This window comes from Caballeronia sp. LZ008, from assembly GCF_031451435.1.
GTDB classification, from domain to species: Bacteria; Pseudomonadota; Gammaproteobacteria; order Burkholderiales; family Burkholderiaceae; genus Caballeronia; species Caballeronia zhejiangensis.
Genome location: NZ_JARUXK010000004.1, coordinates 871,718 through 892,952 on the forward strand (window position 1 = coordinate 871,718; position 21,235 = coordinate 892,952).

At 61.7% G+C, this 21,235-nt stretch carries 25 protein-coding genes and 1 pseudogene; 2 read left to right on the forward strand and 24 right to left on the reverse strand.

Annotated features, from left to right (window positions below; all coding sequences use genetic code 11):
• Positions 1 to 31: 31 nt before the first annotated feature.
• The 4 genes from QCE49_RS28920 to QCE49_RS28935 form a co-directional block, all read right to left on the reverse strand.
• A complete protein-coding gene (locus QCE49_RS28920) occupies positions 32 to 973 on the reverse strand; it encodes an ABC transporter substrate-binding protein (protein ID WP_008353355.1) in 942 nt (313 codons plus the stop codon).
• A gap of 65 nt (positions 974 to 1,038) precedes the next feature.
• On the reverse strand, positions 1,039 to 2,070 hold the full coding sequence (locus QCE49_RS28925; RefSeq protein WP_008353353.1) for an ABC transporter permease: 1,032 nt from the start codon (positions 2,068 to 2,070) through the stop codon (positions 1,039 to 1,041).
• A gap of 30 nt (positions 2,071 to 2,100) precedes the next feature.
• Positions 2,101 to 3,612 carry a sugar ABC transporter ATP-binding protein gene (locus tag QCE49_RS28930; protein WP_175979339.1) on the reverse strand — a complete coding sequence of 504 codons (1,512 nt, stop codon included), beginning with the start codon at positions 3,610 to 3,612 and terminating at the stop codon, positions 2,101 to 2,103.
• Between the two features lie 54 nt (positions 3,613 to 3,666).
• On the reverse strand, positions 3,667 to 4,395 hold the full coding sequence (locus QCE49_RS28935; RefSeq protein ID WP_175979340.1) for a GntR family transcriptional regulator: 729 nt from the start codon (positions 4,393 to 4,395) through the stop codon (positions 3,667 to 3,669).
• 159 nt (positions 4,396 to 4,554) lie between these two features.
• On the opposite strand from QCE49_RS28935, the gene QCE49_RS28940 reads away from it, so the two are divergent.
• Positions 4,555 to 5,868, forward strand: a complete 1,314-nt coding sequence (locus QCE49_RS28940) for an L-fuconate dehydratase (RefSeq protein WP_250456756.1) — start codon at positions 4,555 to 4,557, stop codon at positions 5,866 to 5,868.
• Positions 5,869 to 6,139: 271 nt separating this feature from the next.
• Positions 6,140 to 6,403, forward strand: a complete 264-nt coding sequence (locus QCE49_RS28945; RefSeq protein WP_250435766.1) for a hypothetical protein — start codon at positions 6,140 to 6,142, stop codon at positions 6,401 to 6,403.
• Between the two features lie 989 nt (positions 6,404 to 7,392).
• Here the strand turns inward: QCE49_RS28945 and QCE49_RS28950 are convergent.
• From QCE49_RS28950 to QCE49_RS29045, 20 genes and pseudogenes are all read right to left on the reverse strand, one after another.
• Positions 7,393 to 8,448 carry a phage late control D family protein gene (locus QCE49_RS28950; protein ID WP_250435767.1) on the reverse strand — a complete coding sequence of 352 codons (1,056 nt, stop codon included), beginning with the start codon at positions 8,446 to 8,448 and terminating at the stop codon, positions 7,393 to 7,395.
• Between the two features lie 305 nt (positions 8,449 to 8,753).
• Positions 8,754 to 9,173: pseudogene (locus QCE49_RS28955) on the reverse strand (phage tail protein); the annotation flags it as partial.
• A 12-nt stretch (positions 9,174 to 9,185) separates the two neighbouring features.
• A complete protein-coding gene (locus QCE49_RS28960; RefSeq protein WP_250456757.1) occupies positions 9,186 to 11,747 on the reverse strand; it encodes a phage tail tape measure protein in 2,562 nt (853 codons plus the stop codon).
• Entirely contained in the window at positions 11,747 to 11,863 is a 117-nt protein-coding gene (locus QCE49_RS28965) for a GpE family phage tail protein (protein WP_250435769.1), read from the reverse strand. The genes QCE49_RS28960 and QCE49_RS28965 overlap by 1 nt, the downstream gene beginning before the upstream one ends.
• Positions 11,864 to 11,871: 8 nt before the next feature.
• Complete coding sequence (locus QCE49_RS28970; protein WP_250435771.1) at positions 11,872 to 12,228, reverse strand: phage tail assembly protein; 357 nt, start codon at positions 12,226 to 12,228, stop codon at positions 11,872 to 11,874.
• A gap of 65 nt (positions 12,229 to 12,293) precedes the next feature.
• Positions 12,294 to 12,803: a phage major tail tube protein gene (locus QCE49_RS28975; protein WP_250435772.1), complete on the reverse strand. Its 510-nt coding sequence runs from the start codon at positions 12,801 to 12,803 to the stop codon at positions 12,294 to 12,296.
• A gap of 39 nt (positions 12,804 to 12,842) precedes the next feature.
• A complete protein-coding gene (locus QCE49_RS28980) occupies positions 12,843 to 14,015 on the reverse strand; it encodes a phage tail sheath protein (RefSeq protein WP_250456758.1) in 1,173 nt (390 codons plus the stop codon).
• Between the two features lie 6 nt (positions 14,016 to 14,021).
• Positions 14,022 to 14,312 carry a hypothetical protein gene (locus QCE49_RS28985; RefSeq protein WP_250456759.1) on the reverse strand — a complete coding sequence of 97 codons (291 nt, stop codon included), beginning with the start codon at positions 14,310 to 14,312 and terminating at the stop codon, positions 14,022 to 14,024.
• 2 nt (positions 14,313 to 14,314) lie between these two features.
• Positions 14,315 to 14,905 carry a hypothetical protein gene (locus tag QCE49_RS28990; RefSeq protein ID WP_250456760.1) on the reverse strand — a complete coding sequence of 197 codons (591 nt, stop codon included), beginning with the start codon at positions 14,903 to 14,905 and terminating at the stop codon, positions 14,315 to 14,317.
• A 3-nt stretch (positions 14,906 to 14,908) separates the two neighbouring features.
• On the reverse strand, positions 14,909 to 16,090 hold the full coding sequence (locus QCE49_RS28995) for a gp53-like domain-containing protein (RefSeq protein ID WP_250456761.1): 1,182 nt from the start codon (positions 16,088 to 16,090) through the stop codon (positions 14,909 to 14,911).
• Entirely contained in the window at positions 16,087 to 16,653 is a 567-nt protein-coding gene (locus QCE49_RS29000; RefSeq protein WP_250456762.1) for a phage tail protein I, read from the reverse strand. The genes QCE49_RS28995 and QCE49_RS29000 overlap by 4 nt, the downstream gene beginning before the upstream one ends.
• Complete coding sequence (locus QCE49_RS29005) at positions 16,646 to 17,557, reverse strand: baseplate J/gp47 family protein (protein WP_250456763.1); 912 nt, start codon at positions 17,555 to 17,557, stop codon at positions 16,646 to 16,648. The genes QCE49_RS29000 and QCE49_RS29005 overlap by 8 nt, the downstream gene beginning before the upstream one ends.
• The gene (locus QCE49_RS29010) at positions 17,554 to 17,913 is read right to left on the reverse strand and encodes a GPW/gp25 family protein (RefSeq protein ID WP_250435781.1); all 360 of its coding nucleotides are present in this window, start codon (positions 17,911 to 17,913) and stop codon (positions 17,554 to 17,556) included. Before QCE49_RS29010 ends, QCE49_RS29005 begins: the two co-directional genes overlap by 4 nt.
• Entirely contained in the window at positions 17,910 to 18,593 is a 684-nt protein-coding gene (locus QCE49_RS29015) for a phage baseplate assembly protein V (RefSeq protein WP_250435977.1), read from the reverse strand. The genes QCE49_RS29010 and QCE49_RS29015 overlap by 4 nt, the downstream gene beginning before the upstream one ends.
• Before the next feature lie 95 nt (positions 18,594 to 18,688).
• Positions 18,689 to 19,162: a phage virion morphogenesis protein gene (locus QCE49_RS29020; protein ID WP_250435782.1), complete on the reverse strand. Its 474-nt coding sequence runs from the start codon at positions 19,160 to 19,162 to the stop codon at positions 18,689 to 18,691.
• Positions 19,147 to 19,596, reverse strand: coding sequence for a phage tail protein (locus QCE49_RS29025; RefSeq protein ID WP_250435784.1), 450 nt, complete (start codon positions 19,594 to 19,596; stop codon positions 19,147 to 19,149). Before QCE49_RS29025 ends, QCE49_RS29020 begins: the two co-directional genes overlap by 16 nt.
• Positions 19,589 to 19,834 carry an Rz1-like lysis system protein LysC gene (gene lysC / locus QCE49_RS29030; RefSeq protein ID WP_250435785.1) on the reverse strand — a complete coding sequence of 82 codons (246 nt, stop codon included), beginning with the start codon at positions 19,832 to 19,834 and terminating at the stop codon, positions 19,589 to 19,591. The genes QCE49_RS29025 and lysC overlap by 8 nt, the downstream gene beginning before the upstream one ends.
• Entirely contained in the window at positions 19,728 to 20,162 is a 435-nt protein-coding gene (lysB, locus tag QCE49_RS29035; protein ID WP_250435786.1) for an Rz-like lysis system protein LysB, read from the reverse strand. Before lysB ends, lysC begins: the two co-directional genes overlap by 107 nt.
• Positions 20,159 to 20,965, reverse strand: coding sequence for an N-acetylmuramidase family protein (locus QCE49_RS29040; RefSeq protein WP_250435787.1), 807 nt, complete (start codon positions 20,963 to 20,965; stop codon positions 20,159 to 20,161). The genes lysB and QCE49_RS29040 overlap by 4 nt, the downstream gene beginning before the upstream one ends.
• The gene (locus QCE49_RS29045) at positions 20,962 to 21,234 is read right to left on the reverse strand and encodes a phage holin family protein (protein ID WP_250435788.1); all 273 of its coding nucleotides are present in this window, start codon (positions 21,232 to 21,234) and stop codon (positions 20,962 to 20,964) included. Before QCE49_RS29045 ends, QCE49_RS29040 begins: the two co-directional genes overlap by 4 nt.
• Position 21,235 lies beyond the last annotated feature (1 nt).

Sequence of the window (21,235 nt, forward strand, 5' to 3'; positions counted from 1 at the left end):
AGAGGACGGGCGCGACCCCGTCCTTTGCCGATCAGTCGTACAGCACGGCGGCGATCTTCGGATCGTTCATGTTGGACTTGTCGTACCAGTAGAAGCCGGTATCGACCTTCTTCGGCAGCTTTTCGCCCTTGAGCGCCTTCATCGCCGAATCGACGACGCACCTGCCGATGCCGACCGGATTCTGCGTGATCGCACCCGCCATGAGGCCCGACATGATGTCTTCCTTCTGCTCCTTGCCCGAGTCGTAGCCAATCAGCACGAGCTTCTTGCCCGATTCCTTGATGCCGATAGCCGCGCCCGCGGCCGAACCTTCATTGGCGCCGAAGATGCCCTTGATGTTCGGGTTGGCCTGAATCATCGCCTTCGCGATCTCCGCCGACTTCAGATGATCGCCGCCGCCATACTGCACCGATACGATCTTGATGTTCGGATGCTTGGACTTCATCTGATTGAGGAAGCCGTCGCGCCGGTCGATGCCGGTGCGGCTCGTCTGATCGTGAACGATGACGCCCACTTCGCCCGCATTGCCGATGGCTTCGGCCATCTTGTCGGCGGCGAGCGCGGCGGCGGCGAGATTGTCGGTGGCGCAGGTGGTGAGCGGAATGTCGCTATCCACGCCCGAGTCGAATGCGATCACCGGAATCTTCTGGTTCTGCGCCCGCTTGAGCAGCGGAACGGCGGCCTTGCTGTCGAGCGCGGCGATGCCGATCGCCTGCGGCTTCTTCGCGAGCGCTGCGGAGAGCATGTCGATTTGCTTGTCGACCATCGCTTCGGTTTCGGGGCCTTCGAACGTGATGCGCGCTTTCTGCTCTTTCGCGGCCTGTTCCGCGCCCGATTTCACGGCTTGCCAGAACTGATGCTGGAAGCCTTTCGATATCAGCGGAATATACGGCTCGTCCGCATACGCGGCGCTCGTTGCGCCGACGAGCGCGCCCGCTCCGATCAGTGCGCCGATGATTCTTCTTTTCAGCATGATGGATCTCCTCCAAAGGTCAGGTTATCGATTTGTGCTCGCCGTGCGAGCTTTGATGCTCCCTGTCACGCTCCGCCTTTCTTGCGCCGCAGAATGTCCGCATACACCGCGAGAATGATGATGAGGCCGGTCACGACGATCTGCCATTCCTGAGCGACCGACATGATGCGCAAGCCGTTGGTCAGCACGCTCATGATGAACGCGCCGATGATCGTGCCGAGTATCGTTCCCGAGCCGCCCGATAGCGACGTGCCGCCGATGACGACCGCCGCGATCGCATCGAGTTCGTAGCCTTGTCCGAGCGCGGGCTGCGCCGAATTCAGCCGCGAGGCGATAAGCAGTCCGGCGATGCCGCAAATCGCGCCGCCCAGACCGTAGATGGCGATCTTCCATCGGTCCACGTTCACGCCCGAAAGACGCACCGCTTCCTCGTTGCTGCCGAGCGCGAACGTATAGCGCCCGAGCGCGGTGCGATTGAGCGTGATGGCGCTCGCGATCGCGAGAAAGAACAGGATCAGCACCGCGTTCGGAATCGGCACGCTCGGCAGGAAATAACCGATCAGCGAGTCCTGCGAGATCATGTAGAAGTTTTCGGTGTCGGTGAAGTAGATCGGCTTGTCGGACGCGACGACGAGCGACAAGCCCTTCAGCAGCATCATCATGCCGAGCGTCGCGATGAAGGGCGGGATCTTCATCTTCGCGGTCAGCGTGCCCGAGATGGTTCCGCATATCGCGCCGGTGACAATCGCGGCGATCACGCCGATCCACATCGGCAAATGCCAGTAGGTGAGGAACACGCCGCATATCACGGCGGTGAAGGTCATCAACGTGCCGACGGACAAGTCGATGCCGCCCGTGATGATGACGAACGTGGCCGCGATCGCGAGCACGCCGTTGACCGCCGTCGCCTGCAGGATGCCGAGGATGTTGTCCATCTGCATGAACGCGGGCGACGCGAAGCTGAAGAACGCCAGCAGCAAGATGAGGCTCGCGAACGCCAGCAGCTTCTGCAATGCAGTAGGCGAAAACACGCGCGCGCGCAGGCCGCCAATGCGTCGTTCGTTGGTGAGCGGCGCGGTATCCGTGGGTTGTGTCATGAGTTGACCTCGTGTGTTCGAAAGTCCGGCTTATGCCGCTTGCAAAGATTCGCGCCGCGTCGCGAGCTGCATGATGCGCTCTTGCGTCGCTTCGCCCGATGACAGCTCTCCGGTGATGCGCCCCTCGCACATCACGACGATGCGATCGCTCATGCGCAGCACTTCCGGAAGCTCCGACGAAATCATCACGATGGCCTTACCTTCCTGCGCCAGCGCGCGCAACAGCTTGTAGATCTCGCTCTTCGCGCCGACATCGATGCCGCGCGTCGGCTCGTCGAAGAACAGCACGTCGCAATCGCGCTCGAGCCACTTTGCGATGACGATCTTCTGCTGATTGCCGCCCGAAAGCAGGCGCGCGGGCTGAGTAGGCGAGGGCGTGCGGATCGCGAGCAGCTTGATGAAATGCGCGGCCGTCTTGCGAATCTTCGCGCGGCGCAGGAACATGCGGCCCGCGAGAAACTTGCCGAGGTTCGACATCACGATGTTCGATTCGACGTCCATGCCCGTTGCGAGACCGAAGCGCTTGCGGTCTTCCGACAGGTAGCCGATGCCGCGCTTCACCGCATCGCTCGGCTTTCTGATCGCGGCCTTCGCGCCTTTGACGAAAATCTCTCCCGATTCCACCGGGTCCGCGCCGAACACCGCGCGCGCGACTTCGGTGCGACCCGCGCCCATCAGGCCGGCGAAGCCGAGGATTTCACCGCGATGCAACTTGAAACTGACGTCCCGTACCAGCGGCCCGGCGTTCAGATGACGCACCTCGAGCGCCACTTCGCCCTGATGCGCGCCGCCGAGAAACGACGTGAGGTCGGTGAGCGTTCTGCCGACCATCATGCCGATGATCGTCTCGACGCTCGTCTCATGCGTGTTCACGGTCGCGACATATTCGCCGTCGCGCATCACGGTCACGCGATCGGAAATCTGCTTCAACTCGTCCATCTTGTGCGAGATATAGACGATGCCGACACCGCGCTCCTTCAATTGCCGGATGATGCGAAACAGCTCGGCGATTTCCGCATCGTTGAGCGCGGAAGTCGGCTCGTCCATGATGAGCACGCGCGATTCGAAGGACAGCGCCTTGGCGATCTCGACCATCTGCTGGCTCGCGACCGTGAGCGTGCCGACGACAGTGCGCGGATCGAGATTCACATGCATGCGTGCGAGAATCGCGCGGGCGTCGTCGTTGAGCTTGTCTTCGTCGAGCAACAAGCCCATGAGCTTGCGAGGCTCGCGGCCGATGAAGATGTTCTGCGCGATCGTAAGATGATTCATCAGTTGCAGTTCCTGATGAATGATGCCGATGCCCGATGCCTGCGCCTCGCGTGGACTCGTGAAGTCGACCGGCTTGCCGTCGACGAACATGTCGCCGGAATCGCGCGTATACACACCCGCGAGAATCTTCATGAGCGTGGACTTGCCCGCGCCGTTTTCGCCCATCAACGCATGGACCTCGCCCGGCATGACGTCGAAGCGCACTTCATGCAGCGCGCGCACGCCCGGAAAGCGCTTGCTCAACTGATTGACGGAGATGAGGGGTGTCATGGATGTGGCATGAATGCTCGGTTTCGTTGGACCTGTCATACGTGCGTCGAACGGCTATGGCGCGAACTGGTCGGGCCGTTCCTGCGCCGAACGGCGCAATTCCGCGACGACCTGATCGAGATGATCGTGCATCGCCTTCGCGGCAGTGTCGGCGTCGCCGCTGCGAATGGCGTCGAAGATGCGTTCGTGTTCATCGAGCGTATGGACGAGGCGCTCCGGACTCGCGAGAAGCTGTCTCGCGCGATCGAGCGCGCTGCGCGACACGGCGACGATCTCCTTCACGCGCGGCAGGTTGATCGCGTCGAGCAGGATTTCGTGGAAGGCGAGATCGAGCGTATGGAAGGCGAGACGCTGATCGGTCTTCAGCATCATCCGTTGCTGTTCGAGATTGAGCGCGAGCGCGTCGAGCGTCGCGGCCTCGCGAATGCGGGCGACGCCGCGCACCGTCTCGACTTCGAGCGCGCTGCGAATGAACAGATGCTGATGAATGTCTTCGAGCGCGATGGGCTTCACGCGCGTGCCGCGCTGCGGCAACACTTCGACAAGACCTGCGTGCTCGAGCCGGGCCAGCGCGGCGGAAACCGGAAATCGCGAGACGCCCATGCGCTCGCAGACGGCCAGTTTGTCGATCATCATCCCAGGCTCCAGCGCCAGCGTGACGATAGCTTCCCGCAACGCTGCCTCGACTGCATCGGTCAGGCTGCCGCGTTCGCCGCTGCCGATCTTGTGCAGTGCATCATAGGGAGTGCTGACGGTCGTCGCTGTATCGAGAGACGTGTTCACCGGCGCTTGATTTTCGAGATGGATGCTAGCATGCTAGAAAGCATCGACGGCGTTGTCAACGCGTGCATATGCCTAGTTCGAAGATTGGGACGTAGCGACTTTTTCATCGGTTAAATCGCAGACTCGACTTGGTCGACGACGCTTTCGGAGGGCGTTCATATGACAACGATCACCAGGCTGTCCGTGAGGGACATTCGCTTTCCCACATCGCGTTCGCTCGATGGCTCGGATGCGATGAACGCGGCGCCGGACTATTCCGCTACCTACGTCACGCTCGAAACCGATTCACCGGAAGGGCACACGGGCCACGGCCTGACGTTCACGATCGGCCGTGGCAACGAGATCTGCGTGGCAGCCGTGAATGCGCTGGCGCCGCAAATCGTAGGGAAGAAGCTCGCGGACATCACCGCGAACATGGGTGCGTTCTGGCGTGAATTCACGTCGGATAGCCAGTTGCGGTGGATCGGCCCGGACAAGGGCGCGATCCATCTCGCGACGGCCGCGGTCGTCAACGCGGCATGGGACCTGTGGGCGAAGTCGGAGGGCAAGCCGGTGTGGAAGCTGCTCGTCGACATGACGCCGGAAGAGCTCGTGCGTTGCCTCGACTTCCGTTACGTGACCGACGCCATCACGCCGTATGAGGCTATCGCGATTCTGAAGCGTCATGAAAAGACGCGCGGCGAACGTGTGAAGGAAATGCTCGAACAAGGTTATCCGGGCTATACGACGTCGGCGGGCTGGCTTGGCTACGACGACGACAAGATCCGCCGGCTCGCGCGTGAAGGCGTCGCGCAAGGATGGACGCATTTCAAGCAGAAGGTCGGCGGAAACATCGAGGAAGACGTGCGGCGCGCGCGCATCTTGCGTGAAGAGATCAGCGAAAAATCGAAGCTGATGATGGACGCCAATCAGGTATGGGACGTCGACGAAGCCGTGACCAACATGCGACGTCTCGCGGAGTTCAATCCATGGTGGATCGAAGAGCCGACGAGTCCCGACGATGTGCTCGGGCACGCGGCCATCCGCCAGCGCCTGAGTCCGCTGATCGGCGTCGCGACGGGCGAGCACTGCCAGAACCGCGTGATGTTCAAGCAGCTATTGCAGGCCGAGGCGATCGACTTCTGTCAGATCGACAGTTGCCGTCTTGGCGGGCTGAACGAGGTGATCGTCGTGCTGCTGATGGCGGCGAAGTTCGGCGTGCCGGTGTGTCCGCATGCGGGCGGCGTCGGGTTGTGTGAGTACGTGCAGCACATTTCGATCTTCGACTATGTTTGCGTGTCGGCGTCGCTGGAGAATCGCGTGCTCGAATATGTCGATCATCTGCACGAGCATTTTGTCGATCCGGTCGTGATTCGCAATGGGCGATACATGCCGCCGCAGAAACCGGGCTACAGCATCGAGATGAAAGCGGCGTCGCTCGACAGGCATCGCTTTCCGGACGGTGAAGCGTGGCAGGGTTTGAAAAGGAGTTGATGATCGTTTGGCTACGGGCCGTGCGGGTGATACCGGCGGCTCGTGGCGGCTGACACGCGGTATGGCTGCGGTGTTTCTCACTTGGGACCTACAAACAAAACTCCGATAATTTATGTTATGTCAACTTATCGCGACCGCAAGAAACGTCGCGAATCCGCAACAACTTCCACCCTTGCACTTGCTGCCTAACTGATTTATCGATCGATTTCCGCGTCGGGGTACGCGTTTAGCTTCTGCACACAACACGACTATAAAAAGTCAGGAGATCCCGATGCGCGATCTGTTCGGCGAGGTCGTCGTGACATACGACGACCTTTTCTCATGGGTAGAGGCCGTCGCACCCGCATTCACATCCAGCACGCGCGCCTTCGAGCATTATGTCCATGCGTGGAGCGTCGCCGACAAGGTGCGCGACGCCAAACTGCGCGGCACCTTCGAGAGCACCATCGAGAAAGCCCGCGAGCGACAGCAGTCGATCACGTCGCGACTCGGACTCTGGCAGTTCATGCCGCGTCTGCGGCACCCCGGGCGCTGACACGCGCGGCGCGCGCGGCCTTACCGAATCGCGCCGCTCAGCGAGCGTTCTTCCGAAAATGCGACCGAAGCTTATCTGTCGTCGGGTGGAGTTTCCCGCTGCTGCTTCCCCGCAGTTGGAGCGAGCGCTCCATCAGTTGCCGAGCTTCGAGGAAGTTTTCAAGGACTTGACGCATCACGCTCAATAGTTGTTCTGCAGAGACTGCATCGAGCCCTTTTGCGCGTAAATTCCGAACCCGCTCAGCCTGAGCGAGGACCCTCCGACGCCCATCGTTTATACGTTTATCGGCCAGAGCAAGGCAAGACACTTCGTGGTCAATATCGTCCATATGCCCCCCTTTTCGGATCGCCCTTCGATGGGCATAACTCATTCGCTAGTTGCTAAGCTTATGTCACGCGCCCGGATGTCGACCATCGCTGCGCGATCATGCGGCTGATTCAAAGGCCTTCGTAACATTCCTCAGTTCACAGGACCGTCAGAGGTGAGAATGCGGGACACATGGTTGAATTTTCCATACACAGGATATCTCATGGCGGCCGATCGTCTTCGATCCTTGATCGTCGTAGGAGACGTGTCGGACCGCTTTAAGATTCGTGATGAGATCCTGTTCCTGATTGACTTGGTCGATGCACGAAAGTCGTCCTCGCCTATTATCCAGTCAGCGCTGAACGTTGCCCGGTCACATGCAGTGTTAGGTCAACCTTTGCGAGCGTTGGGCCGTCTAGAAACGCTGCTGACGGAGAACCGATAACGTTCCGGACAGGACACGCCCAACGCTCCACCGATATCAGCTCCGTCAACTGCTTGTCTGGAACTGATCGCGACGATCCACTGGCGAGTTCGTGGATGCAGTGGGGGTAATTGCGTCACCGCGCTCCGCGAATTCTCCATTCCGACTCGACAACATCGCCCGGGCCAGTCACGCGCATGTTGGTGGACCAGATTTCGACTGTTACGAGTGAAGCCCCAAACTCGCCAGAAAGCTGCTATCACTTGCCGCTCTTTCGAAAATGCGACCGATGCTTGTCGGTCGTCGGATCGTCGCGCACTTCGAGCTCCAGCGCCGTGATAAATCCTGCATCGCCAGTGACCGTGTGCGTGACTTTCTTCACGAGCCACGGCGTGTCGTCGATGTCGGGCTTAAATCCGCTCACCGTCACGGGCAGCTCTGGAAAGAGCTCGGCGCGACCGCGCGCAAGCGTGTAATCGAGCGTGGCCTGCGAGCGCTGCACGCGCGCGAATTCGGCCTGCGCGGCCGCGCTCGCTTCCGCCTCGCTTGGATAGTCTTCAGGCAGCACCTTTACGTTGTGATTGTTCTCGCCACCGATGACGACCGACTGGCGCTTGCCCTTCCCGTTCGAATGCCAGTGCGCGCGTACGGCCGCATAGCTCTCGCGCTGCGCAATGTGGTAACGATGCTGATCGCCATCGCGACGCGTGAGCGCGATCTCAGAGAGCGTGCGCCCGCTTGCCGTCTTGCCGGTGCCGATTGGCATGAAAAGCAGGTTCAAGTCTTTGACGTTCATCACCGCGTCATAGCGCTTGGCGAGGCGCGTGAGAAACGACATATCGCTTTCGTGTGTCTGATCGATGTGCGCAATCGCGACTTTCGCGAGCGCCTCGGCGACGGCCGCTTTCAGCGAATGACGCGATGCGACGGTGCGCACGATCGAGCCGAGTGTTTGACCGTGCCAGCTCTGTTCGCGCCGCTCGTGCATGGCGTTGGTCATCGAGGCTGATCGTGCGCGAATCGTGATGATATCCGGTGTTCCGCTGTGCTCGACTTCGTCAACCGTGAATGTTCCCTTGTCGACGAGCGGCTCGCCGACCCATCCGATCATCACCCTGATATTCGCGCCTCGCTTCGGAATGGCGAATGTGTCTTTGGTGTCGTCAATGACGAGGTCGAGCATGTCGGATTCATCGGCGCGCGACTCCGACAGCGTGAGGCTGATCAGGTTAGGCGCGATCAGGCGCGACAGATCGCGGCCATCGAGCGTGATGCGATAGTCCGCCTGCGGCTGTTTGCGCGTGCTGTCCATCATGCTGCGGCCGCCGCTTTGGTCAGCACGAGCGCGATCGCGCTGCTCGCGGTCTGACCGTTGAGCTGCGAAATTTCCTTCGCCGCAGACACCACATTTGCGAGCGAAAGTCCGTTAGCAGTGCTCAGCCCCTTCGATACCGCACTCGCCGTGCTCGCGTCGACACCGTCCGTCACACTGACGACCGCAGAACTCAGGTTCGAGACGGTCGAGCTCTTTGCCGCAGTGATAACGGCCGCCGCAACGTTGGCGACTTTCTTCGCGTCCGATAGTACCGTCGACGCTTCGCTCGCCGTGGCCTTGCCAGCGTCGGTCGTCGATTTCACATCGGACGAGAGCGACAGCACATCATCGTCGACGCGCTTAATCGACAGATTGAATTCGATCTTGCGCGCGATGCCTTCGGCTGTGTGATACGTCGCCGTCTCGTTCAGCGAATCGATGATGAATGCGCCGTACACCGTGCCCGATCCGTCGACGAGCACATAGGCGTCACCGGTGTCGCCCATTTTGGCGAGTTCGTCGAGCGACGCGATCGTGCCAATCGAATTGTCCTGCGCGACCATGCCGTTAAGCGTGATCGTGTCATCGCCCGCGCCGGTGTACTGGCTTGCATCGCGCGCGCCGACGCGCGAGCTCGTTCGGTGCTTCCAGTTGCGCTGACGTTGCAGCTCTTTGAATGGTGCAGTCGTGAGACTGAAAACGAACTGTCCGAGTGAGAGCATCATGATCTGCTTTCCTTATCCCCTGTCCGACAGGCTCGACGAGAGGCGCGACTGCTTCGCGCGATCGCGCCGATCGAGCTCGACGGCGACGGCGCGCGCGATCGCCTGCGCGTCCGTGCCGGGTTGCGGGTAGATGTTGATGATCGCCGGCGACGCGGCGGCCGCCGCGCCGGCTGCGGCCGTCCCGCCTGAAAGCGGCCCGCGATTGTCAAACGGTACGGTCGGACGCACGAGCGCGCCCGCGCCGAATGAATTCACCGCGACGCCGGCCAGCCCGCTCGCCGCGCGCGCGACGCGCCCCTGCTCGTCTTCCATGCCGAGCGCTGCGCCCTGGCTGATGAATCCGCCGAGCTCGCCGAACACGCGGCTCGGACTGTGAATGCCGAGCTTCTCTTTGAACCATCCGACCGTCGAGCTCGCGACGTTCACGATCGCATCTTTGACCGTGCCGAGCCCGCTCGTGATTCCGTTCACGAGTCCCGCGATGATGTTCGAGCCGAAAGCGGCGAACGTCGCGGGCAACGTGCCAAACCATGTTGCGGCCGCCGAAAACGTTGCGCGCACGCCGTCCCACAGCCCGCCAAAGAATGTTTTGATCGGCTCCCAATACATATAGACCAGGCCGGCCGCGAGCGCGATCGCCGTGATCGCGAGCCCGATCGGGTTCATCAGCATCGCTCGCCCGACGAACATCACCGCCGAGCCGAGCAGTCGGAACGCGCTCGCGCCGAGGCCGAGCCCACGCGCAAGTAGCCCGCCCTGCATGCCGAGCATGGTCATGCTAAAGCGCAGCACCGCGAGCGGTCCGAGCACACCGGCGGCCGCGATCGTCAACGTGCCGACCACGACGAGCAGCGCGGCGAGCACCGTTAGCGCGGTAATGATCGCGGTCGCTGCTGTGCTGTGCTCTTTCATGAATCCGACGACCTTCTCAGTGATCAGCGCCGTCGCCTGCAGGCCCGCGTTATAGAGCGGCGACACCTTCTCGCCAATTTCTAACTTCAGGTCACGCAGTTGCGCGAGCGCCGCGACTTCGCGCCCGGTCGTCATTTGCTGGCCCTTCGCGTTGAGCTGGTCGATGCCGTCAGCGCCCGCGTTGAGCTTCTCATTCTTGTGAATCTGCGCACTTTGCATGTACATCGTCGTGAACAGATTCGCCGCCGTGCGATTCGTGAAAATCGTCGAGATCATGTCTTTGACCTTATCCGGGTCAGTGATCCCCTTCGCCGCGAGCTTCGGCAGCAGTACCTTTTCGAGCCATTCGAGCGGCGACGCCTTCAGCATGTCGCCGCCGGTCAGCGCGCCCGGCTTCACTTGCTTGAGCGTGCCGATCTTCGTGTATTCGACCATCTTCGGATCGAGCAGCCCGAGCGACATCATTTGCTTGGCAGCGCGAACCGTTGTCTTTCCCTGATAGACATTGCTGTATGCCGACATCAAACCAGTGCCGACCGCATGGCCGCCCATTTCTTGAATGAGCGGCTCCATCTGATAATAGAACGCGTCTTTGCGCAGTTGCTTCGCCGCGACGCCACCGGTCTGAATGAAATTGCGCCATTCATCGCCGCCCACGCGGCCGCCGGTTGCGGTGAGCACCTTCTGCACCATGTTCGCTTCGTCTTTGAACGTCGCTTCGTCTTTGGTGCCGCCGCGCAGCTCGATCACCTTCAACATGTTCATGAACTTCTCTTCGTTCGCGTGCGCATCTTCCGCACCAAACATCGATTCGTTCGCAAACTTCATCTTGGCGAGCGTCGGCATGACCATTTGCGCATGATGCTCGTCGGCAAAGATGGTGAGCGCGTCTCGCATCATCGTGAGATTGTCGGTCGTCGACACGCCATACATTTTCATGGCGCGCGCGTATTTGATCGCGTCTTCCGCCGCATGATCGCCGAGGCCGAGCGCCTTAATGCGCATGCCCTCGTTCTCCGCTTTCTTCGACTCGTCGAGCGTTTCGCGCAAGTCGCCGAGCACATGCGCGCCGGTGCTGCGCGTGGCGTAGCCGGCCACAGCCATATTCGCCGCGAAGCCCTGCACGCCCTGCATGCTCTTGCGCGCCGTGGCGACGCGCTTCTCACGATCGCTGATTTGCTGCAGCTTGGCGGCCTGCTCATTCATGGCCGCGTTGGTCGCCGCGATGTTGGTGCGCAGCTCGCGCTCATGTTGCGCGAGGTTGCGCGTATTGATGCCTGCGCCTTCGAGGCGCGTGCGCAGATCGTTGACCGTCTGCGCCTGTTGCTTTTGCTGTTGCGAGAGCGCGCGTGCGGCCTCGCGTGCGCTCTGCAAGTCCGCGATCATCTTCTGCGACGGCGGCCCCATGGTGCGCAGCGAGCCCGCCAATTCCTTCACGCGGGCGCGCGCGGTCGCGAGCTGCGCGCCGGTTGCTTCGAGGCCGGTGCGCATTTCACGAAACGAGGCGACGGCCTTTTGCGTCTTACCCATTTCGGCGAGCTCGCGCCGCGTTTCCTTCAATGACGCGGCGAGCCCCTTGTTTCCCGCGAGCATGGTTTTAAGGGGCTTGGTGATGTTGTCGACCATGTCGAACATCACGCGGAGTTTCAGCGCGTTATCCATCAGTCTTTTCGCTCGTATCGTTCACGCGCCCGCTCGCGCCAGTCCATCAGCTCCGACAGGCTGAATTCATTCATCGTCGCCGGCGTCCATCCGAACACGAGCGCGATATCGGCCATGGGGTCTTCTACCCGTTCAGGGATTCCAGCTTCGACTTCACGGCCTTCGGCGTCAAAAAACCTGCAAAGATGCCTCCCAGCATCACGAGGTCAGCCGGATCGATGTTCGCGACATCCTGCTCGGTCAGCGTCGGCGTGCTGATGCGCGGCAGCACCTTCGAGAGCGCAACCACGTCGAGATTCACGAGATCGGAGAGCGACGCGCCGCGCAGCTCGCCCGACTTCGGTTTGCGCAACGTGACCTTATCGATGGTCTGATTGCCGCGCACGAGCGGCGTGTCGAGCGTGTGCGTGTTCGGGTCTTCGACGAGCTCGGCGACAACGTCGACGGCGTCTTGCGTATTGGTCTGCTTGTTCGTTTTCATGCTGTCCCTTGTGGCGTGATGTGAATGATCGCGAGCCGGTCATGGCCGGCCCGCGTGTGGTTCGGTTACAGGCCGATCGCGGTGCGCAGCGCCGCGAGCAGATCAGTGCCGCCGACCTTTTCGATCATGTTGACGAAATCGAGCTCGATGATGTCTTCGCCGTTGATGCTCAGCTTGTAGTAGCTGGCGACGGTCGTCACCTTGAAAGACGTGTCTTCCTTCGCCTTCGCTGTGCCCGGATCGATTTCCATGTGACGACCCTTCACGACGATCTCGACGGAGTCGTACGAGGTCGAGTCTTCCGCCTGATAGCCGCCTGCGAATCGCAGCAGCACGCCGTCATGCTTCGTGATGCCGTATTGTGTGAGCACCGATTTCATGAGGCCGCCGGCGGTCCATTCCATCTGAATGCCTTCCTGACCGAAATCGACCTTGATCGGGCCGCTCATGCCGCCGCCCTGCCAGTCTTCCATCTTTCGCGTCAGCTTCGGCAGCGTGATTTCGCCGACTTGCCCGACGAAATTCTCGCCGTTGTGGAAGAGGTTGAACCCCTTCAGCTTACGAGGCATACCCATGTTGTGAGGCTCCTATACGTGCCGATATGGCGTGTGTGGTTACGCGTTCACGCGCGAGGCGAAGTCGGCGAGGTAACGATCGGTGATGCGTTGCTGCAGCACCAAGTTTTCGAGCGGCGGCACCGGCGTGTAGTCATAGTCGATGTACGCCTTGCCCGACTTCAGCACATCGGTCGTGTTCGGCTCCGGGTCAAACCACGACGAACCGCCGATCATGTAACCCTGCGACACCCACTCGCGGAACTTGCCGTTGATCGCTTCGATGATGTCGCGCGGCAGCGACGGATTGAGCGGGCCGTCGATGACAGGCATCTGCGCTTCTGCGATCGAATCCGCGATGACCTGCGCCGTGCGCGTGTAGTTCTCGAACTGAAAGAGCGGATCGTCGGAACAGGTACGCGAGCCCCAAAACCGATAGCCGTCTTTGTTGATGAGCGTCGTCACGTCGAGCTCGTTGAGATAGCCCGCGTCGGTCGCCGGGTCTTGCAAGTCCCACGACACATCAGCCGAGATTCCCACGACGCCATTCACGCCGACATTCGACAGGGTCTTATGCCAGCCGGTGTCGTTGTCGATCTTGGCGCGCAGGCCCATCGCATACGCGACGGCCGGCACTTCGACATTCGCGTTCGCCGTCGAATCCCAAGCGAGGAAATTCGGCCACATGATCATGACTTCGCGCTGGCTGAATTGAGCGCGATAGGTCGTGACTTCCTCTTTCGTCTTGCATCCGCTCGCATAGGCGTACACGAAACCGCGCAGCGATTGCGCGATCGCGGCGAGCGCGGCCGTGACGGGTTGCGTGTCGAGGTCCGGCGCACCGAGAATCCGCGGCTTGACGCCGAGCTGCGCCTGCGCGGCGAGCAGCGCTTTCATGCCGGTGTATTTGCCATCGGCCGTCACCGAACCGATGACGTTCGTCGTCGTCGCGGCCGCGTCCGCACCTTCAGCAACGCGCACGACAACCGTCACCGGCTTGGTTTGCTGACCGATCGCATTGAGCGTCTTGTACAGCGTGCCTTTGGTGCCGGCTTTTCCGAGCGCCGCGATAACGTTCGTGATCAATACTGGCGTATCGAGCGGGAACATCGTCGCGTCGGCGTCTTCGGCCGTGCACACGACGCCCACGACAGCAGTCGATACCGTGCGAATCGGGCGCGTGCCCGAATTGATTTCAACGACGCGTACGCCGTGGTGATAGTCCTGCGCCATGTTGTTTCACTCCGAGGGTGAGGTGATACGGGAAAGTGTTGCGGTCGAATCGTTCGATGCGCCGCTCTGGTTTTCGGGAAAGAGCGCGCGCGCACCTTCATCCGATTCGATCGACTTCAGGCAATGGTCTTTCTGCAGCAGATCGAGGCAACGACAGAGCACGCAGCCCCATCGCTTGCCCTCTTGCATGGCCTTGCCCGCGCGGCTCGATATCGTCTCGTCGGGATCGCCTAATGCGATCGCGTTCGCGAGCTGATCGAGCGCCACGAGCACATTTCGAAGCCAGCACGAGAACATGCTCAGCTCCACGCGATCGCGTTGACCGCGTCGACCGAATCGGCGGCCGCAACTTGCGCAGCGAGCTGCGCATTGCGCGCCATCGCGGCGAGGATTGCGGCTTTGCCGTCCTGGCCTACGCGCTGAATCTGCGCGGCCGTGTGCGCACGAAATTCCCATTGGCCGGATGCATCGGCGCACCAAAACGGCGTCGACCAATCGGCGGCATTGCCGGGCATCAGCGAGGCGAGCACGCTCGATGCGAGGTTTTGCTGATCGGTGTCTTTCGCCGGATAGCTGAAGAGCTCGCCGAGCGCGTTCGACGAAAAGCCTGCGTAGATCGCTGCTTTGCATTCAGCCGACAGCTCGGCGACTTTTGCGTCTTGCGCCGCCGCGATCAGCTCGGCGTTAGACGGTGGCGGCATATCGACGAGCGCGCCATCTTTCACGCCGCGTGTGCCTTGATTGTTGATGCAAAAAATCCATTCGTCATCCGTTATATCGACGACGCTCGCGGCTTCTGGCGCCGGGCTATCGACGGTGTCATAGAAAGCGATGATCGGCTTGACGAGCGCGAGGCTCGTTGCGTCGTATGCGGCTTGTTTTTGGCCCATGATTTACCACCCGAGTGCGATGAACTTGACGTTTGCGGAAGCGACCGCCGCCGCGTTCGCCGCATTGGTGGCAACCGCGACAAGCGCTGAAGCGCTAGAACTGCTCGAAATACTTGCCACGTTAGAAGTAAGCGCCGTTCCACCAACAATGTAGTTGGCCACGGCTTGACCAAGCCCATTAGGGAAGGCGATAGGCAGCGTCAGCGTTGCGACGCCACTGGAATTCGCCACGGCGGAACCCCACTGAATAATCAGGCCGGACGGCAGCTTTTGATAACCGCTCGATGCAAGTGATCTAGTAAATTGGCCGAGATATTGCGCGACGCCCGATCCGAACAGAAACCACGCCGCACCAGACCACACGAACGTGACTTGCTCGGCAATCTGGAGAACAAGCGGCGAAGACGGCGCGGTAGGGCCAGCGTTCATTGGCTCGCTGTTCGCCGCCGCAACGTTCATCGTTGTGGTTGTCGCGTTGATAATATCGACGCGCGCGCCAACGGGAAGGCCCAGCGCCGTTGCGCTAGGAAGGGTCAGCGTGATTACGCTTGTGCCCTTGCCGTACACGGTGCCGCCCACATGCGACAAATCAAGCGCCGTGTTGACGCTGTAGCTTTGGACGTTGGACGACTGAACGCCAAAGCGCTTCAACGCATCCATCGTCGCGACGCTCGTTCCGGTTGCAAACTGCGCCGGCGTAATAGAGCGCCTCACGCCTGCACTGTTCTCGATCAGGACCCATGCGCCGTTACCGCTATTCAACGCGGCATTCCATTGCACCGCGCACAGCCCATTCACGACAATCTCACCGCCGGTCAGTGGCGCGTGGTCGAGCCCATAGATCGGGCTCGGCGCGATGACCGGCGCATCGGTCGCGTTCGGCGTGAAAGTCGTCGCGCCGTTGTTCGCCGACGCGGCTTTGAAGCGCAACACCATGCCGTCTACGCGAGCGGTCACGACCGGCGTATACGATGCAGTGATCGCGTTCGCGGTGCCGCCGGCGAGCGAATAGCCTTTCGCGACGTTGAATATTTCGGCGATGCGATTGAATAGATACTTGGTGCGGTTCGCGAGCTGCTTGAGCGGCTTATTGTCGATGCCGTCCGGGCCGCCTTCGACCGGGTCAGACGTCTCGTACTGGTAAATCCCCGCTTCCCACTGATCCTGATCGACGATATTCGTCATGCTTGGACGCTCCCTCTTGTGTATTGGCCGTTGCGCAGCGCGACGCCGTTATGCCGAATTTCGGCTTGCTGATAATCGAGCGACACGAGCTGCGAGCGCTGCGGCGCATAGCGCTCTAGCACGGCGCGCAGATTCGTCGCTTGGTCAACCGTGATCGGCTGCGAGAGACGCACGATGTATTGCGCCCACGCCGACGCATCGCCATGCAGGTAGTCGCCATTGCGCGTCGTGCTGCCGTCGCGCCGACGAATGCGCCGGCCTTCTACGATCGTCACTTCACCGAATCCGAGCCGCCGAATCACTTCGCGCACCGCCCACGGCGTGCCGCGCTTCTGATGCAGTTGAATCGCGCCCTTGATCAGCGCGCGCCGTGCGGCGTCGGACTCGGCGAGCTCCCATCCGTCAACCGACACTTCGGCCGCGAGATACGGCAGCAGCGCCGCCGGGCACGTGTCTGGATTCCAATAGTCGCGAATCGGTATCGGCAGATCGTCGATCGCGCCGAGCGCGGTCGCGGTGCGCTTTTCGAGCGTGGTCGCATTCGGCGGCAGCAGATTAGGCATAGATTCCGCCGTTCTCGATCACGACTTCGAGGCAAAAGGACGCCTGCGTGTCGTCGATGACAAGGTCTGCGGCCGGCTCGATCAGTTCCGTCTTGGTGAGGCCAGCGGCCTGCAACACGCCGGTGATTGCCGACACTGCGACGCCGACGCCGATGCGGTGCACCTTGTCCGCATACGCCTGCGCATTCTTCGCGGCCTGCGCGAGCAGCACATCAGCACCCACAGCCGATTTCGTGTAGCCCTTCGCGTGAATGCGATACGTGACAATTTCCGCCGAGGCGACAAAGACGGTGTCATTGAGCGGCCGCTGATCTTCCGCGCTCAGTGCGGCGTCGACCGCGTCGATGATCGACTGCGGCACGGTGCCGTCGCCGTCGCGCGCGAGCAGCGTCACAAGCACATCGCCGGGTTGCGGGCGCGATGTCTTCGCATCGAGCAGTTGCCCGTCGACGGCGAGCGCCTTCGAGACATACGCGGCCGCCGGCCCGGCGACGCTGAAGCCTTGCGGCGCGAGCTGAATGCGCCGGCGCAGATCGTCGTCGTCTTCGTCGACTTCGTCGATGTTGTTGTCTGGATCAGCCGGCGTCACGACGAGACGCAGCAGGCCGAAGAGCGCCGCACGCTGTTCCAGGTCGTTTCCGTTCGCAAACGCGAGCATCACGGCGCGCGTCGCGTCGTTGATCCGCTGACGCAGCACGAGCTCGCGATAACTGTTTTCTTGCAGCAGACGCGCGAGCGGTTCGGATTCGAGCTCGACGGTCGCCGCGATATCGGCCTGCTCGTCTTCCGGCCACAGCGCAATGAGCGCGGCCTTACGCGTCGCGAGAATGCTCTCGAAATCGAGGACTTCGAGCACGTCAGGAAGCGGCAGGCTTGCGAGGTCGATCAATGCTGACGTGCTCATAGCGTTTGTCCGGTTGTCAGGTCGACTTTGGTCTGAACCGTGTCGCCGGTTTCGGTCGTATAGCCTTCGATGTCTAATACCTGCGCACCACCGAAAGTCGAATCGTCGGTGCTCAGTTGCACACGCGTGATCGTCAGACGCGGCTCGTAGCGCATGAGCGCCGTCGCGACTGCCGCATAAAGGCGCGTGCGCGCCGCGCCGTTGTTCGGTTGGTCGACGAGGTCAAAGAGCTCAGAGCCGAACGCGCGACGCTTCACGCACGAGGCGAGCGGCGTCGTCAGGATTTTTGCGATCGACTGATAAAGGTGCGAAAGGCCGCCGAGCGAGCGGCCGGTGCTAGCGTTCATCCCTTTCATATCGGCTCACCCACGGTCCCGCCTTGCGGATCGGCGTGCGAGTGGTGCGGCACGCTGACGCCTCCCGACTTCACTTCGCCGCTGAAATCAGCCGCGCCGTCGATCGTCATCGTCTTGCCTTCGCCTCCACTGCCCGTCATGCCCGATTCGAAAGCGAACTGGCCTTTCACCGTGAGTGACTTGGTGACGATCGTATCGCCATCGAGCGTGATCGAATCGGCTTTGACGTTCGCCGTCTGCGTCGTCACATTCACCGCGCCCGGCGCAATTACCTTCACCGTCGCGCCGGCCGGCAACGTCGCCGACAGCTCGTGCGCAGCATGGTCGTACTGCATAACTGCGCCATCTGGATAGACGGTCGTGTGCACGTCCGCGCTATGCGCCGGTGCCGGCGCGGCGTCGGAAAAGATGCCGGGCAGCGCGACGCCTTGCGCCGGATCGCCCATCGGACAAAAGAGCACGACCTGCTCGCCGACAGTCGGCGGATTCCATTCGCGCGTCGCGCCTGCGCGCGCAGCGAAAAACGGAATCCAGTTCGTCGTCAGGCCGGGATTGTTCGTGTCTTCGGGGTCGCCCACCGATACGCGCACGGTCGGCGGGTTCGTCGAGAGGTCGACCGCGAACACTGACCCTTTGCGGATCAGGTTGACAATCAAGCGGCGGAATTCGTTAGCGTCCATATCGGCCATGTTGCCGGCCATGCGCGCGCGAGGCGAGCGACGCGCTATGTGTTTCGTCTGGACACAAAAAAGCCCTGCGAACAGGGCTCGAATCGTTACTTGGTGATGTGCTTCAAGATCATGTCGCGGATCAGTTCGCGGTCTTCTGTCGTGAAGCCGAGCAGCACGCGCGCCGGGTATTTGTAGTCTTTCCCGCCGGGCGCGACGCGATCCGTCTCGCCGAACTGATGCACGCGCGCCACGCGCGACACGCGGCCAGAAAAGCCAATCGCGAGCCCGGTCGCGTCGACTTCTGTCTGCAGGTAACGCGCGGTGCGCAGCTTCATAAACATCGCCGTGCGCTTGATGCGGCCGCGCTTGTCGCGCAGCGCTTTGCCGCCGGGCTTGAGTCGCGGCTTTCGTGCATCGTAGCCGCTCCCGTCTGGATTGCGTTGCGCCGCGATGCGCGCCTGTTGACTGCGGCGCAGCTCACGCGCGATGTCGCGCATCGCCGCACGTCGCGCCGGCGCGTCGAGCTTCGTGAGCAGGCCGCCGAGCCAGTTTTCGAAGAGGTTCAGCTCTTCGGCCACGGTTCACCGGTCCATGTGATCGAGTCGGCAAGCGCTTGCGAATCGTCGATGTGCGTCACGGTGCGCTCGCCTGTCGGGCCGGTGCCGACGACGACGCTTTCTGTCATCTGCAGCTTGATCGACACATCGGCGGTCGCGTTGTCGAGAATGTCGATCTCGAACGTGATGCCGTTCGAGCGTTGATCGAAATTGCTCACGAGGTCCGACTGATACTTTCGCACCCAATCGACGATCGCAATAAAGAGGTCGTCGGCGTCGCCGGCGAAATCCAGCACGATCACGTTGAGCACGTAGCGATACTCGAACGAGCTCGATATCGTGCCGGTCGCTGCGAGCGATCCCTGATCGATGAATACCGTCAGCTTGTCGGGATTTTCCGCAAGCGTCGGGATAGCAGCGACGAGCGCCGCGCGCAGGCTCGCCGGCTTAATCATGCTTCGCCGGCGCGGCCTGCGCGTCGATTTCTGCCTGCGCGGCCGTCTGGCACGAAACGATCATGTCGACTTTGGCCGCACATGCACCCCATGCGCCTTTGGCGGTCGTGAGCGCCGCACGCAGCTCGCCATTAGTTGTCGGAGCCATCGCCGGCAGCGTGCACGGAGTGATCGTCTGACACTGCAGCACCGAAATCCGCGGTGCCGGTGTAAGCGGGGCTTGCTGACAGGCGCACAACGTCAGCAGGCAAAGGAGTATCGGCCCACGTGCGTACGGTCGGATTTTCATTGATCACCTTCTTGATTGCTTGGCGTTCGCTCGTGACGGCCGCATGAACGGCGGTCGTCGACTTGTCGAGCTGCGCTTGCTGCTTCGCTTTTTCGCTCGCGTTGCGCTGCAGGTCGGCGATCGTCTTGTTTCGGTCGACAATTCCCTGCTTCGCGGTTTCGAGCTGATGATTTGCATCGTCTAGCTCGGCGTGCAGCTCGCGCACGTAGAGCACGCCACCCACGAGCGCCGCGATCACGATCGCGCCGGCGACGAGTTTCGCGATGATCGGATTCATGCGGCCGCCTTTTCCGCCGGCGCATAGCGCTCGTACGCGCGCGCCAGCTTCACGTCATAGAGATTTTGCGCATAGGCCGCGCCGTTGTATCCCTTCGCGAACTGAACCCACTTGCGCGCCTTCAGCGCCGCGAGCAGATTCGCATCGGCCGCAACGAACCGCACGAAGGCGTCGAGCTGGTCGCCCTCGCCGTTTTCCATGCGCGACACGAACTCGTCGACGCTTGCATAGCCGAGCCGCTTCCAGTGCTCGCCCATCACCTGAAACGCGCCCCAACTCGCCGACTCGTACGCTGCGCCGGCGTCGATCAATTCGGCCGATGCGAGGCGCATGTATTCCGCCGGTCCGCCCTTATAGCCGCCGCGATCCTGCGCGACGATGTTCGGATAGCGCGCCGCGAGCGGTGCCGGATCGATGCCGCGCGCCTGCAGGCGTTGCCAGAAAATGTGACGCTCGAAGAGAATCACCGGCCGGCCATCAGAGAGGAAGCCCGAACCGCTCGACTCGACTTCATTCACCGCGCGCACGCATGCGACCTGCACGCCGAGCGCGGCGGCCGCCTGGACAATGTCCGCGTCGCCGAGGTGCTTCGGATCGCGCCGGCCGGTCGCGATCGCCGCGAGCGTCTTCGGTCCTGCGATGCCGTCGACGACGAGCCCGGTTTTCGTCTGGATCGCCTTGACGGCGGTTTCCGTTTCGTCGTCATAGACATGCGTCACGGCAAGCGTGTAGCCGGCCCGAATGAGCCGACGCTGCAGCAGGCCGACATCGTCGCCGAAGTCGCCGAGTCGATGCGTTTTCATTGTTCGTTGCTCCACAAGAGCCGCGCGATGTTGCCGCGCGCGGCGTACACGAAGAGCGCCAGTAGGACAGCCGTCGCCGCTTCGAAAAATCCGACGTGCTTCGCGTGCAGTGCGAGCTCGATCGCCGATCCGCCCGACACCGCAACGACCGCCCATGCGACCCACGAAACATGATGGCGGTGTCTGGCGCCGTTGCGCCGATAGAACAGGACACGCAGCATGGCCGCGACGTGAGCCGCGAGCGCGATCACCGCAAACGAGATGTGCATA